Origin of the sequence: Aquitalea sp. ASV11 (assembly GCF_016429185.1) — a bacterium.
Lineage (GTDB): Bacteria > Pseudomonadota > Gammaproteobacteria > Burkholderiales > Chromobacteriaceae > Aquitalea > Aquitalea pelogenes.
In genome coordinates this window covers 1-12,487 of the sequence record NZ_JAELUD010000003.1, presented here as the reverse complement: position 1 = coordinate 12,487, position 12,487 = coordinate 1, and the positions used below count along the sequence as shown (strand labels likewise).

Sequence of the window (12,487 nt, the reverse complement as noted above, 5' to 3'; positions counted from 1 at the left end):
CGGCCGCTGCCTGCCAGTCAGACGTGGCCATTCTCATTCCGCTGGAAGGCTTGTTGATGTCGTTGTTTTCCCCGCAAGACCATGTATTCATGCAACAGGCGCTACGCCTGGCCGAGTCCGCCACCCGTCGGGCGGCACCTAATCCCGGAGTAGGTTGTGTACTGGTGCGCGATGGCCAGGTGATTGGCGAAGGTGCCACCCTGCAAGTGGGTGGCGATCATGCCGAAATTCAGGCCATCAAGAACTGTCTGGCGCGTGGTGATTCACCGCGGGGTGCAACGGCCTATGTCACGCTGGAGCCTTGCAGTCATCACGGCCGGACGCCACCTTGTGCCGAACGGCTGATCCAGGAAGGGCTGGTACGCGTGGTGGCCGCCATGGTGGATCCTTACCATGAGGTTGCCGGTCGCGGACTGGCCATGCTGCGTGCTGCCGGCATCGATGCCACCGCAGGGCTGCTGGAAGCCGAGGCTCGCCGCGTTCATCGTGGTTTTCTGTCGCGGGTGGAGCGGCAACGTCCGTGGGTGACGCTCAAGGCTGCCGCCACACTGGATGGCAAGACGGCATTGCTCAACGGAAAAAGCCAATGGATAACCGGCCCTGCCGCCCGTCACGATGTGCAAAAGCTGCGTGCGCGCAGCTGCGCCATCCTGACCGGCAGCGGTACGGTGCTGGTGGATAATCCGCAATTGACCGTGCGTGATTTCATTTTGCCGCAGCAACCGCTGCGGGTAGTGCTGGACAGCCGTCTGGTCACCCCGCCGGACCGGCGCATTTTCCACGGTGGCAATACCTTGCTGGTGACCAGCATTGCCGACCCGCTGCGGCACCAGCCGTATTTGCAGCGCGGTGCCGAACTGATGGTGCTGCCCGAAGATGCCGGTCACGCCAATCTGCCCATGCTGATGCAACGACTGGCCGAACGTGGTGTCAATGAACTCATGATCGAAGCGGGTGCCGGGCTGAATGGTGCACTGGTGCGTGCCGGGCTGGTGGACGAAGCCATCCTGTTCCTGGCCCCGGCGCTGGTGGGCAGTACGGCACAGGGCTTGTTTGCCTGGCCTGCGCTGGAAGATCTGGCCGACAAACAGCAGGTGAAGATTCAGGATGTGCGCATGGTTGGCGCCGACATCCGTATCAACATGACGTTTGCCCAGCCTTGAAGTACCGGGCTGCGGCCAGTGGAGAAATCGTCTGGCCGAAGCCCTGATCCTGTTCCACAATGAAACAGGTCTTTACGGCGCACATACGCGACGAAAGACTGCAGCGGCACAGGCCGACCTTGCGAGTACATGCCAATGACCGAGAACGCCTCAGCACTTCCAGCCATGGACAGGGAAGCCCTGCAACAGGCACTGGATGCCTATTTGCGCCTGATCCTGCGCCAGGGTGCCAGCGAGCAGGTATTGCAGGAGCGCCGCCAGTTGCTGGACCGCTTGCTGCCGCTGCTGGTTGGCGTGTCGCGGGATGCCCAATCCTTTCGCCGGGTGGTGGAGCGTTTCGTCAACGACTCCGAAGTGGCAGACCGGGTTACCGCCCTGACCTGCGCCCGCGAGTATTATTATTTCTGGCTTGGTGACGTCAAAAAGCTGGTGGAAATCACCTCCCGCTCCGGTTTCACCACGCGCAATGTACGGCTGGAAATGGCCGATTCGCTGGCATCCCTGCTCGAACGCATGCAGCAGCAAGGCTTCAATACCTTCCCGCCTTCACTGGAAATCTATCTGGGCAAGCTGTTTGAAGACGGTATGCCCGAAGTGGACATCCAGGAGCGGGAATACCTGCTCAAAGCCATGTTGTTCCTGCTGTCGGGCCAACCCTACCGTCCGGACAGCTTCCGCATGGTGGTGGATGCCATGTTGCTGCACCTGAGCGATGCGCAAAACCAGAAAGCCTTTGTCCAGCTGGCGCGGGAGTACTTCTATTACTGGCTGTCATTTCCGCCGGCCCATGAGCGGATTCACCTTGCCGAAGAGGCAGCCCAGCCGCTCGGCCTGTTGCAACCGGGTAATACCACCCGCCAGCACTGAAGAGCGCCATACCATCAACCTTGCCGGAGCAGCAGACTACGCCTGACAAACGGCTGCGCTGCCCGGCACATCCATTGGAGTTTGCATGTCGCAATCCTCGGCTTATGCATCCTTGCTGACCCGGTTTACCCGTTTGCACCGTTATGCCCATCTGGCTGCCATCGCCGGTTGGGACCAAGCCACCATGATGCCGTCCAAAGGCAATGAGGCGCGGGCAGCCGCACAGGCCGAGCTTGAGGTGCTGATGCATGCCACGCTGACCGACCCCGCCCTGGCGCAAGAACTGCAACAAGCCGAGCAGGAAGCCAAAACCGAATTCGAACAAGCCAGCCTGCGCGAGATGCGCCGTGAGTGGCAGCAGGCCAATCTGTTGCCGGCCGAACTGGTGGAAGCCCAGGCACTGGCTGGTGCGCGTTGTGAACATGCCTGGCGTGAACAACGTGCCAACAATGACTGGACCGGCTTTTTGCAGAACTTCCGCGAAGTGGTGAAGCTGTCGCGTCAGGAAGCGCAATTGTTGGCATCCGCCCAGGGCTGCACGCCTTACGATGCCCTGATGAACAAGTACGAACCGGGCATGCAAAGTGCCGATATCGACCGCATCTTTGCTGCGGTCAAAAGCTGGCTGCCGGGGCTGATTGCCCAGGTAATGGACAAGCAGGCACAGGAAAAACTGCTGCTGCCGCAAGGAAGCTTCCCGGTGGAGCAGCAGCGTCAACTGGGCCTGGCAGTGATGGGCCTGCTGGGTTTCGACTTTGATGCCGGCCGGCTGGATGTCAGCGTGCATCCCTTCTGCGGTGGCGTGCCGGAAGACGTGCGTATTACCACGCGCTATCGGGAAGATGACTTCATGCAAAGCCTGATGGGCATCATCCACGAAACCGGGCACGCACGTTACGAGCAGGGCTTGCCGCGCGACTTGCTGCATCTGCCGGTGGGACGTGCACGTTCCATGGGCATCCATGAAAGCCAAAGCCTGTCTTTCGAGATGCAACTGGGCCGTAACCCGGCCTTCCTGTCGCTGATTTCACCGTTGATTGGCGAGCATCTGGGCACGCAGCCGGCCTTTGCTCCGGAAAACCTGGCCTTGCTCTACAGCCGTGTCCATCCGGGTTACATCCGGGTGGATGCCGACGAGCTGTGCTATCCCGCCCATGTGATCTTGCGCTATGAAATCGAGAAGGCGCTGATTGAAGGCGATATCGAGCCAGAAGACATTCCGGCATTGTGGGATGAAAAAATGCAAAGTTATCTGGGTGTGGACACCCGTGGCAATTACCGTCAAGGCTGCCTGCAGGATATTCACTGGACTGACGGCAGTTTCGGTTATTTCCCCAGCTACACACTGGGTGCGATGTACGCTGCGCAGTACTTTGCCGTGATGCGCCGCAGTATGCCGGACCTGGACCAACGCATTGCAGCTGGAGAGCTGAGTGCCGTGTTTGACTGGCTGGAGCAGAACATCTGGAGCCAGGCCAGCCGCTATTCCACCGCAGAACTGGTAAGCCGTGCATGTGGGGAAACGCTGAATCCGGACTATTTCCGTGCACATCTGCAGGCCCGCTACCTCGGTTGATTGTTCGTCACCAGCAATAAAAAAACCGCGTGTCTGACACGCGGTTTTTTTGTCGGGGTGGCCCTGCTTATGCCGTGACTGCCAGTTCCTGATGCATGGCATCCACCCAGTCTTCAAATTCCACATCCGACATGCCCAGGTAATTGAGCACCTCGTCCTTGCGGGCCTCCCAGCCGGCATCTTCTTTGCCTGGGGTCAGCGTACGCCATACATGGCGTGCTGCACGGGTTACCGCCACCATCATGCGGCCATCGTGGTCCAGCGGAGCCTCCGGGCTGGTATCCATCACCGTATCGTCATTCTGCATCAGGATGGCTTTGGCAAAGTTTTCCGGCATATTCCAGCTACGGGCCACCAGATAACCCACTACATCATGACGCGTGCCGTGCAGTTCCTGCTCCACCAGCCCGATACGGTCATCGCTGGCCATTTCCACCAGGCGCAGCGTGCGGCTGTAACTGGGGAAGCGCATCAGCATGATGGCCATGCCGCAGTTGTGAAACAGGGCAAAGCTGCGGCAGTCGTCGGTGACGTGGACAATGCGGTCACACAGGGCCGAGCTGATCATGGCGATCTGCAAGGTGCCATCCCAGAACTGTTCCAGTGCTGGCGGAGTTTCCGCCGTCAGCCGGGTGCGCAATACCAGGCCGCTTACCAGACTGATGACATTCTTGATACCCAGCAGGCTGATTGCCTGATGCACCGAAGTGATGTGCCGGCCGCGACCCAGAATGGGCGTATTGGCAGCCTTGAGCATGGCCACACACAACGCCGGGTCTTCATTGATGATGTCATCCAGCTTTTGCAGGGTGATATCAGGGTCCTGACGCAAGCCCATCAGCTTGTCCAGCACATCTGGCCGAGGAGGGATAACCAGGTTTTTCAGGAGCTCGTCGCGTTCGTCGGTGCTGATCAAGGGCGTCATGCTGGGCAACTAGAGTGTAGGGTTATCGTTCATTTTATCAGCCTTCTTACGCAATGTAGGCCCATCTTGTGCACTTGTTTGCCAATTTTGACACTGGTCAAGCGTGTTTGATGCTGGTCTGAAAACGTTGCTGGATACAGCTTAAAGCAGGAAGGACTGAATGACCTGCGCCAGGCGCTTCGGCTGTTCCCACTGCACCATATGGCCAGCATCGGCAATGACATCTTCCTGCAAGCGGGCAAAGCAGGCGCGACGTTCCGGCAGGGTGTCTCTCACCCCCTTGGCCATGGGGTGGTCCCAGTGGGCCCCGCCAATCACCCATTGCACTGGTGCGGTAATGCGCAGCCAGCAGCTCTTGGCTTCTTCCAGCCGGTACAGCACCGGGTTAACCATTTTATGGCGTGGGTCTGCCCGGTAAACCAGCTCGCCCTGTTCATTGCAACGGGTCAGGGTAGCGGCCAGCCACAGGGCTGCGGGCTGTTCCAGCCTCGGGCTGCGTTCAATCAGTTTGGCCGCAACACTTTCCAGACTGTCCAGGGGATTGAAGACGGGCGGCTCCTGCCGTTCGCGCAGCCAGCGGGCATAGCGGCCCGGGGCTTCAGCCGGACGCGTGGCATTCAGGCCAAAGCCTTCCACCAGAGACAGCCGAGCGATGCGCGCTGGCCTGACGCCAGCATAAATGCCGGCAACCATAGCCCCCATGCTGTGACCCAGCAGGTGTACGGGCTGATTGGGCGATAGATGGTCCAGCATGGCATCCAGATCGGCCAGGTAATCGGGGAAATAATAGCTGCCGGTATTCCAGGCGCTGTCGCCAAAGCCGCGCCAGTCGGGTGCCACCACATGCCAGTTGCCGGGCAGGGCATCCACCAGAAACTGGAAAGTGGCCGAACTATCCATCCAGCCATGCAGCATGACCAGCAAAGGGGCTGCAGGATCGCCCCAGTGGCGCAGATGGTAGTGGTGCCGGTTCAAGGTGATGAATTCGCTACGGCTGGGCTTAACAGGTTGCATGGCAGGCTAGTCGGCAGGAATGGGCAGGGCATCAGTGTACGGAAAAATCAGCTTGCCCTCACCATCAACTGCCTGCCAAGCACACGGCTGCCAGCATGTAGCGCAAGAGCGAAAGGGTGCATGCGGGGAAAGGCGCTGCGGCTTGACCGGACAGGCTAAAATCGCAAAATCGATCAACGCCTCTCACCTAGACTGTCCGTCATGAGCAAACCCTATCGCCAGCACGGCCCCGGTACCTTGTATTCGCAGCGCCTGATGCGCGCACTGGATTACCTGTGGCGGCATCTGGATCAATCCGTCTCGTTGGAGAGGCTGGCCGAGGAGGCCTGCTTCTCGCCCTACCACTTTCATCGCCTGTTTCATGCGCTGATGGGCGAGACGCTGAGCCAAACTCGCCAGCGCATGCTGTTGCACCGGGCGGCTGGCGAGTTGGCGGCAGGCCTGCGTGCGCTTCCCGTGATTGCCAGCCGCGCCGGTTTCGGCAGCAGTGCTGCTTTCGTGCGCGCTTTTGGCAAGCACTATGGCGAGACGCCTGGACGCTATCGTCAGCGACGTTTGCTCATGTCCACCACTTTACAGGAGCGTGTCATGCACAGCGTCAGCATCATTGTGTTACCCGCCATGCCGGTATTGCAGCGGCATCATCGTGGGCCGTATATGGGGATAGGTCAGGCTTTTGATGCCTTGCATGCCTTGGTGGGGCCCATGCCTGCAGGCGGCGAGCCCTTGCAGGTATTCGGCCAGTATCTGGATGACCCGGATGAGGTGACAGCGGCTGATTTGCGTTCTATCGCCAGTGTCAGCCGGCCAGCCGGATTCAGTTTGAATGATGATCTGCTGACTGCTCAAGGTTTTGTCCATGGCGAGATCCCGGCGGGACGATATGCGTGCCTTGAGCATGTGGGGCCGTATGCCGAACTGAAAACAGCGTGGGATCAGCTGTATCGTCACTGGTTGCCACAAAGCGGTGAGGAGCCCGCCGACCTGCCTTGCCTCGAGCAGTATCTGAACTCCCCTTACAATACGTCGCCCACCCAGCTGCGCAGCCGTTTGCTGTTGGCCTTGCAAGATTAAACCGGAGCCCATCATGTATCAGGTAGAAATCATCCATTACCAACAGCCGCTGCCGGTGCTGATGAAGCCGCACCAGGGGCCATATTCCGGCATCGCTGCTGCTTTTGCTGCCTTGCGCACGCTGATGCAGCAGCATGCAGCAGGCCCGCAAGCCGTGCGCGCATTCGGGCAGTACCTGGATGACCCTGCCACGGTTGCGCCGCAGGCATTGCGTGCGGCGGCTTGCCTGACACCTCCCCCGGCTTTGTCACTGACTGCTGCCGAAGTGGAAGAACTGGGCTTTGTCTATGGCGAGCTGGCGGCAGGGCGCTATGCCAGCATTGTACATGCTGGGCCGTATCAGGGGATGGCAGCGGCATGGAACTGGTTGCTGCAAGAGTGGTTGCCGGGTAGTGGCGATCAAATTGGCCAACGCCCCTTGCTGGATGAAGCCTTGATCGGTCCGCATGATGTGGCACCGGAGGCATGGCGTACCCGCTTGTTACTGCCCTTGGCCTGAGTAACAGCCACAAAAAAGCCCGCATCGTTAAATGCGGGCTTTTGTTCGTCAAGCGGTCCAAGACCGACTGTGACTAAGGGACGAAGGATTAACGCGAAACGTGGTAGTTCGGCGCTTCCTTGGTGATTTGTACGTCGTGCACATGCGATTCCTGCATACCGGCGGAGGTGATTTCCACAAATCCGGCTTTTTCATGCATTTCATCGATGTTGGCGCAGCCCAGGTAACCCATGGAGGAGCGCAGGCCGCCCATCAGCTGATGGATGACGGCAGCGATCGGGCCCTTGTACGGTACACGACCCTCAATACCTTCCGGTACGAACTTGTCGGCAGCGTTGGAGCTGTCCTGGAAGTAACGGTCAGCCGAACCCTGGCTCATGGCACCCAGCGAGCCCATACCGCGGTAGGACTTGTAGGAACGGCCCTGATACAGCTCGACTTCACCAGGTGCTTCTTCGGTACCGGCAAACATGCCGCCCAGCATCACGCAGTTGCCACCGGCAGCCAGTGCCTTGGAGATGTCGCCGGAGAAGCGGATGCCGCCGTCGGCGATCATCGGCACGCCAGTGCCTTTCAGTTCTTCGGAAACATTGTGGATGGCGGTCAGTTGCGGCACGCCCACACCGGCCACGATACGGGTGGTGCAGATGGAACCCGGGCCAATACCCACTTTTACGCCATCGGCACCGGCTTCCACCAGTGCGCGAGCCGCAGCAGCGGTAGCGATATTGCCGCCAATCACATCGACTTGCGGGTAGGTTTGTTTTACCCAGCGCACGCGTTCGATCACGCCCTGGCTGTGGCCGTGGGCGGTATCCACCACAATCACATCCACGCCGGCGGCAACCAGTGCGGCCACGCGCTGTTCGGTATCACCACCAGTACCCACGGCAGCACCTACACGCAGACGGCCTTGGCTGTCCTTGTTGGCGTTCGGGTGTTCGCTGGTCTTGACGATGTCCTTGACGGTAATCAGACCCTTCAGCTCCCACTGATCGTTGATCACCAGCACGCGCTCCAGGCGGTGGGTGTGCATCAGTTCGCGGGCTTCGTCGATGCTGGCGCCTTCCTTCACGGTGATCAGGCGATCACGCGGCGTCATGATGGAACCGACGGTTTGTTCCAGACGGGTTTCGAAACGCAGGTCACGGTTGGTGACAATGCCAACAACCTTGCCGTTTTCGATCACCGGCAGGCCGGAAATCTTGTGTTGGCGGGTCAGCAGGACCAGATCGCGCACCAGCATGTCCGGGGCAATGGTGATCGGGTCTTTGACCACGCCGCTTTCGTGGCGTTTTACCTTGGACACTTCCGCAGCTTGCTTGTCGGCCGACATATTCTTGTGAATGATGCCAATGCCGCCTTCCTGTGCCATGGCAATGGCCAGCGAGGATTCGGTAACCGTATCCATTGCGGCAGAAACCAGAGGCAGGTTCAGCGTGATATTGCGGGTGAGTTTGGTAGAGAGGACTACGTCGCGCGGCAGAACTTCAGAATGGGCCGGGACGAGGAGAACGTCGTCGAAAGTATAGGCTTTCTCGATGATACGCATCTGGCGTTTCCTTTGCGGCAAAGCGGCATTATACCGAGACTGTTGATGTGTTGCAAAAAATGCTGATGCTTGCTTTTGCGATCAGCCTGCCTACACCGTACAATCAGCATGTTTCAGCTTAGGACACCAAACAATGAAATCCCCTGCGATTCTGAGTGTGCTTGTTGCATGTGTGCTGTCCGCCCCGGTCATGGCGGAGGTGTATCAGTATGTCGATGCCAACGGCAAGACTGTTTTTTCTGATCAGCCGCCGCCAGGCTCCAAGGCCAAGCAGGTGAATGTACGCGCTTACGGTCCTGCTTCATCCCCGGCCAAGACGGTCAAGTCGGCCCCGCAAAGCGAAGCTGACAAGAAAAACGCAGAAATCGCGGCCGACAATGCCAAGGTGAAAGAACAAAACAAGAAGGTCGCACAGGAAAACTGTAAGCGAGCGCGGGAAAACCAGGCGGCGATTCAGCAAAACGGCCGGATCAAGATGCCGGGCAGCAATGCGCTGGCCACCGACAGCCAGCGCAGTGCGCTGTTGCAGCAAGCCCAGCAGGATGTGCAAAACTGGTGTAATCAGTGAACTCATGACAACAAACAGTTTCGATCCCCAATCGGTACTGGCCAACCTTCCCAATTTGCCCGGCGTTTATCGCATGTTCGATACGTCGGGCAATGTGCTTTATGTGGGCAAGGCCATCGACCTCAAAAAGCGGGTCAGCTCTTATTTCCAGAAGACCGACCACTCCCCGCGCATCCAGCTGATGGTTAGGCAGATTGCCAATATCGAAACCACGGTGACCCGCTCGGAAGCCGAAGCGCTGATTCTGGAAAACAACCTGATCAAGGCGCTGGCACCCAAGTACAACATCCTGTTCCGGGATGACAAGTCCTACCCCTATCTGATGCTCTCTGGCCACGCCTTCCCGCAACTGGCGTATTACCGGGGTGAACCCAAGAAACCGCATCAGTTCTTTGGCCCTTATCCCAATAGCTATGCTGTACGCGAAAGCATCCAGATCCTGCAAAAGGTATTCCGCCTGCGTACCTGTGAAGACGCGGTGTTTGCCAACCGCTCGCGTCCCTGCCTGCTATACCAGATCAAACGCTGCTCCGGCCCTTGTGTCGAACATATCTCGGCGGAGGAGTACCGCAGCGATGTGCAAAGCGCAGTTGCCTTTTTGCAAGGCAGGCAGAATGAGCTGATCGACACGCTGACCCAGCGCATGGAACAAGCTGCGCTGGCGCTGGAGTTCGAGCAGGCGGCCGAACTGCGCGACCAGATCCAGGCCTTGAGCCGGGTGCAGGAAAAGCAGTTTGTTTCCAGTAATGCCAGCCAGCAGGATTGCGATGTGGTGGCCGCCGTCGCCGACGGCGGGCTAGTGTGCATCAATCTGGTGATGATACGTGGCGGTCGCCATCTGGGAGACAAGAGCTTCTTTCCCCAGGGGACGGTTGACGACGATGCCGCTAGCCATCTGGATGCATTTCTCGCCCAGCATTATCTGGGTGCGCCCATGCCGCCGGTCATCATTGTCAATCAGGATGTATCAGCAGCATTGCGCGAACTGCTGGAGCAACAGTCGGAGCGACGGGTTCATCTGGTCAGCAACCCCATCAGCGAACGGCGCGTCTGGCTGGAAATGGCCGAAAAGAACGCCGCGCTGGCAATTAGCCAGCGTCTGAGCAGCAAGGCCACGCAGCAGCATCGCCTGGCACAGCTCAACGAAGCCCTGGGCCTGGAAGGAGTGCAGCGGCTGGAATGTTTCGATATCAGCCATACCATGGGTGAAGCCACGGTGGCCTCTTGCGTGGTGTATGACAAGGAAGCCATGCAGCCGGGCCAGTACCGTCGCTTCAATATCGAAACGGCCAAACCAGGTGACGACTATGCAGCCATGCGCGAGGCGCTTACCCGCCGTTACAGCCGTTTGGCGGCAGGGGAGGGGACTTTGCCTGATGCCGTACTGATTGATGGCGGCAAGGGCCAGGTGGGTGTGGCAATGGAGGTTTTTGCCGAACTGGGCCTTACCTTGCCCATCATCGGCGTGGCCAAGGGCGAAGAACGCAAGCCCGGGCTGGAAACGCTCATCCTCCCTTATCAACAAAAGACGCTACAATTGCGCAGTGACCACCCGGCATTGCACCTGATCCAGACCATCCGGGACGAAGCACACCGCTTTGCCATCACCGGACACCGCGCACGACGCGCCAAGGCGCGCACGGCATCCACGCTGGAAGAGATTCCGGGCGTTGGCGCCAAGCGACGTCAGCAATTGTTACTGCGCTTTGGTGGTTTACGTGGTGTAGTGGCAGCCAGTATTGACGATTTGTCCCAGGTAGATGGCATCAGTCAAACCCTCGCGGAAAAGATCTACCAGGCTTTGCATTAAACGAAAACCATAAGCAGATTAACCACATGCCCTTCAATTTGCCGATCTTCCTCACCTGGCTGCGCGTTGCGCTGATACCCCTGTGTGTAGCCGTCTTTTTTCTGCCAGATTCCATGCTGATGGCGACCGACCGCAACAATGTAGGCGCGCTCATCTTCTTTCTCGCGGCCTGGACCGACTGGCTGGATGGCTTTCTGGCCCGTAAACTGGGGCAGACATCGGCATTCGGTGCTTTTCTGGACCCGGTGGCCGACAAGCTGATTGTGGCCGCTGCGCTCATCCTGCTGGTTGAAATGGGCCGCACGCCGGGCTGGATGGCCATGATCATCATCGGTCGCGAAATCACCATCTCCGCCTTGCGCGAGTGGATGGCTGGCATGGGCAGTCGTGGCAGTGTGGCCGTAGCCTATATCGGCAAACTGAAAACGGCGGCACAAATGCTGGCCATCTTGCTTTTGCTGTATGCGGGCCCGCTTTTGCCTGGCGTCAGCACCTTGCTGCTGGGAAATATTTTCATGGTGATCGCGGTAATTTTGACTTTGTGGTCAATGGTTTATTATCTGCGCATGGCTGCACGTGAGTTTTCCGGTAAAAAAATTGATGTGTGAAGTGTTGACAGGGGCCAAGAAACCCTTATAATTCGCACTCTCTCGACGCCACTTCGGTGGCAGACAAGAGAAGCAAACCAAGTTGTATGCGGGAATAGCTCAGTTGGTAGAGCGCAACCTTGCCAAGGTTGAGGTCGCGAGTTCGAGCCTCGTTTCCCGCTCCACTTCTTGATTTGCAGCAGTATATGCGACGCGGGAATAGCTCAGTTGGTAGAGCGCAACCTTGCCAAGGTTGAGGTCGCGAGTTCGAGCCTCGTTTCCCGCTCCATCCACTGTATTGGCAGTAGTAAAATTGTTTGGTAGTACCATGCGATGCGGGAATAGCTCAGTTGGTAGAGCGCAACCTTGCCAAGGTTGAGGTCGCGAGTTCGAGCCTCGTTTCCCGCTCCACCTACACTAGCAAACACGTAGTACCCACGACGCGGGAATAGCTCAGTTGGTAGAGCGCAACCTTGCCAAGGTTGAGGTCGCGAGTTCGAGCCTCGTTTCCCGCTCCAAATTTTATCAAACAGACAATGTGCTGTTTGAATTCCAGCTACGGCGCGGTAGCAAAGCGGTTATGCACCGGATTGCAAATCCGTGTAGGTCGGTTCGACTCCGGCCCGCGCCTCCAAATAAACTTGCCCCGCAAGCCAAAACGCCCAACAGATGTTGGGCGTTTTTTGTTTTATTTCTCTCAATCTGTCTCTTATACACATCTAAAAATGGGGGGGGGGGGGGGGGGGGGGGGGGGGGGGGGGGGGGGGGGGGGGGGGGGGGGGGGGGGGGGGGGGGGGGGGGGGGGGGGGGGGGGGGGGGGGGGGGGGGGGGGGGGGGGGGGGGGGGGGGGGG

At 58.8% G+C, this 12,487-nt stretch carries 11 protein-coding genes and 5 tRNA genes; 13 read left to right on the top strand and 3 right to left on the bottom strand.

Annotated features, from left to right (window positions below):
• Window positions 1–56 precede the first annotated feature (56 nt).
• The 3 genes from ribD (at window position 57) to JHD62_RS01910 (ending at window position 3,606) form a co-directional block, all read left to right on the top strand.
• Complete coding sequence (gene ribD / locus JHD62_RS01920) at window positions 57–1,163, top strand: bifunctional diaminohydroxyphosphoribosylaminopyrimidine deaminase/5-amino-6-(5-phosphoribosylamino)uracil reductase RibD (protein WP_199101617.1); 1,107 nt, start codon at window positions 57–59, stop codon at window positions 1,161–1,163.
• Between the two features lie 165 nt (window positions 1,164–1,328).
• Window positions 1,329–2,030: a hypothetical protein gene (locus JHD62_RS01915; protein WP_199101552.1), complete on the top strand. Its 702-nt coding sequence runs from the start codon at window positions 1,329–1,331 to the stop codon at window positions 2,028–2,030.
• 85 nt (window positions 2,031–2,115) lie between these two features.
• Window positions 2,116–3,606, top strand: coding sequence for a carboxypeptidase M32 (locus tag JHD62_RS01910; RefSeq protein WP_199101551.1), 1,491 nt, complete (start codon window positions 2,116–2,118; stop codon window positions 3,604–3,606).
• A gap of 67 nt (window positions 3,607–3,673) precedes the next feature.
• On the opposite strand, the gene JHD62_RS01905 is transcribed toward JHD62_RS01910, so the two are convergent.
• Both JHD62_RS01905 and JHD62_RS01900 read right to left on the bottom strand, forming a co-directional pair.
• Window positions 3,674–4,531, bottom strand: coding sequence for an HDOD domain-containing protein (locus tag JHD62_RS01905; protein WP_199101550.1), 858 nt, complete (start codon window positions 4,529–4,531; stop codon window positions 3,674–3,676).
• A 141-nt stretch (window positions 4,532–4,672) separates the two neighbouring features.
• Entirely contained in the window at window positions 4,673–5,545 is an 873-nt protein-coding gene (locus JHD62_RS01900; protein WP_199101549.1) for an alpha/beta fold hydrolase, read from the bottom strand.
• Window positions 5,546–5,746: 201 nt separating this feature from the next.
• Between JHD62_RS01900 and JHD62_RS01895 the strand changes: the two genes are divergently transcribed.
• A complete protein-coding gene (locus tag JHD62_RS01895; protein WP_199101548.1) occupies window positions 5,747–6,619 on the top strand; it encodes a GyrI-like domain-containing protein in 873 nt (290 codons plus the stop codon).
• A 13-nt stretch (window positions 6,620–6,632) separates the two neighbouring features.
• Window positions 6,633–7,118 carry a GyrI-like domain-containing protein gene (locus tag JHD62_RS01890; protein ID WP_199101547.1) on the top strand — a complete coding sequence of 162 codons (486 nt, stop codon included), beginning with the start codon at window positions 6,633–6,635 and terminating at the stop codon, window positions 7,116–7,118.
• A gap of 88 nt (window positions 7,119–7,206) precedes the next feature.
• Here the strand turns inward: JHD62_RS01890 and guaB are convergent, their stop codons facing one another.
• Window positions 7,207–8,670 carry an IMP dehydrogenase gene (gene guaB, locus JHD62_RS01885; protein WP_045845691.1) on the bottom strand — a complete coding sequence of 488 codons (1,464 nt, stop codon included), beginning with the start codon at window positions 8,668–8,670 and terminating at the stop codon, window positions 7,207–7,209.
• A 133-nt stretch (window positions 8,671–8,803) separates the two neighbouring features.
• Between guaB and JHD62_RS01880 the strand changes: the two genes are divergently transcribed.
• The 8 genes from JHD62_RS01880 (at window position 8,804) to JHD62_RS01845 (ending at window position 12,269) form a co-directional block, all read left to right on the top strand.
• Window positions 8,804–9,238, top strand: coding sequence for a DUF4124 domain-containing protein (locus tag JHD62_RS01880; RefSeq protein WP_199101546.1), 435 nt, complete (start codon window positions 8,804–8,806; stop codon window positions 9,236–9,238).
• A 4-nt stretch (window positions 9,239–9,242) separates the two neighbouring features.
• The gene (gene uvrC / locus JHD62_RS01875; RefSeq protein WP_082086323.1) at window positions 9,243–11,048 is read left to right on the top strand and encodes an excinuclease ABC subunit UvrC; all 1,806 of its coding nucleotides are present in this window, start codon (window positions 9,243–9,245) and stop codon (window positions 11,046–11,048) included.
• A 26-nt stretch (window positions 11,049–11,074) separates the two neighbouring features.
• Window positions 11,075–11,656 carry a CDP-diacylglycerol--glycerol-3-phosphate 3-phosphatidyltransferase gene (pgsA, locus tag JHD62_RS01870; RefSeq protein WP_045845694.1) on the top strand — a complete coding sequence of 194 codons (582 nt, stop codon included), beginning with the start codon at window positions 11,075–11,077 and terminating at the stop codon, window positions 11,654–11,656.
• Window positions 11,657–11,744: 88 nt separating this feature from the next.
• Window positions 11,745–11,820, top strand: a tRNA-Gly gene (locus JHD62_RS01865).
• 28 nt (window positions 11,821–11,848) lie between these two features.
• Window positions 11,849–11,924: transfer RNA gene (locus tag JHD62_RS01860), tRNA-Gly, on the top strand.
• A gap of 46 nt (window positions 11,925–11,970) precedes the next feature.
• Window positions 11,971–12,046, top strand: a tRNA-Gly gene (locus tag JHD62_RS01855).
• A gap of 31 nt (window positions 12,047–12,077) precedes the next feature.
• Window positions 12,078–12,153: transfer RNA gene (locus JHD62_RS01850), tRNA-Gly, on the top strand.
• A 42-nt stretch (window positions 12,154–12,195) separates the two neighbouring features.
• Window positions 12,196–12,269, top strand: a tRNA-Cys gene (locus JHD62_RS01845).
• Window positions 12,270–12,487 lie beyond the last annotated feature (218 nt).

Coding starts and splice junctions, on each gene's coding strand:
- ribD (WP_199101617.1), top strand. CDS start 57: ATGTCGTTGTTTTCCCCGCAAGACCATGTATTCATGCAACAGGCGCTA.
- JHD62_RS01915 (WP_199101552.1), top strand. CDS start 1,329: ATGGACAGGGAAGCCCTGCAACAGGCACTGGATGCCTATTTGCGCCTG.
- JHD62_RS01910 (WP_199101551.1), top strand. CDS start 2,116: ATGTCGCAATCCTCGGCTTATGCATCCTTGCTGACCCGGTTTACCCGT.
- JHD62_RS01905 (WP_199101550.1), bottom strand. CDS start 4,531: ATGACGCCCTTGATCAGCACCGACGAACGCGACGAGCTCCTGAAAAAC.
- JHD62_RS01900 (WP_199101549.1), bottom strand. CDS start 5,545: ATGCAACCTGTTAAGCCCAGCCGTAGCGAATTCATCACCTTGAACCGG.
- JHD62_RS01895 (WP_199101548.1), top strand. CDS start 5,747: ATGAGCAAACCCTATCGCCAGCACGGCCCCGGTACCTTGTATTCGCAG.
- JHD62_RS01890 (WP_199101547.1), top strand. CDS start 6,633: ATGTATCAGGTAGAAATCATCCATTACCAACAGCCGCTGCCGGTGCTG.
- guaB (WP_045845691.1), bottom strand. CDS start 8,670: ATGCGTATCATCGAGAAAGCCTATACTTTCGACGACGTTCTCCTCGTC.
- JHD62_RS01880 (WP_199101546.1), top strand. CDS start 8,804: ATGAAATCCCCTGCGATTCTGAGTGTGCTTGTTGCATGTGTGCTGTCC.
- uvrC (WP_082086323.1), top strand. CDS start 9,243: ATGACAACAAACAGTTTCGATCCCCAATCGGTACTGGCCAACCTTCCC.
- pgsA (WP_045845694.1), top strand. CDS start 11,075: ATGCCCTTCAATTTGCCGATCTTCCTCACCTGGCTGCGCGTTGCGCTG.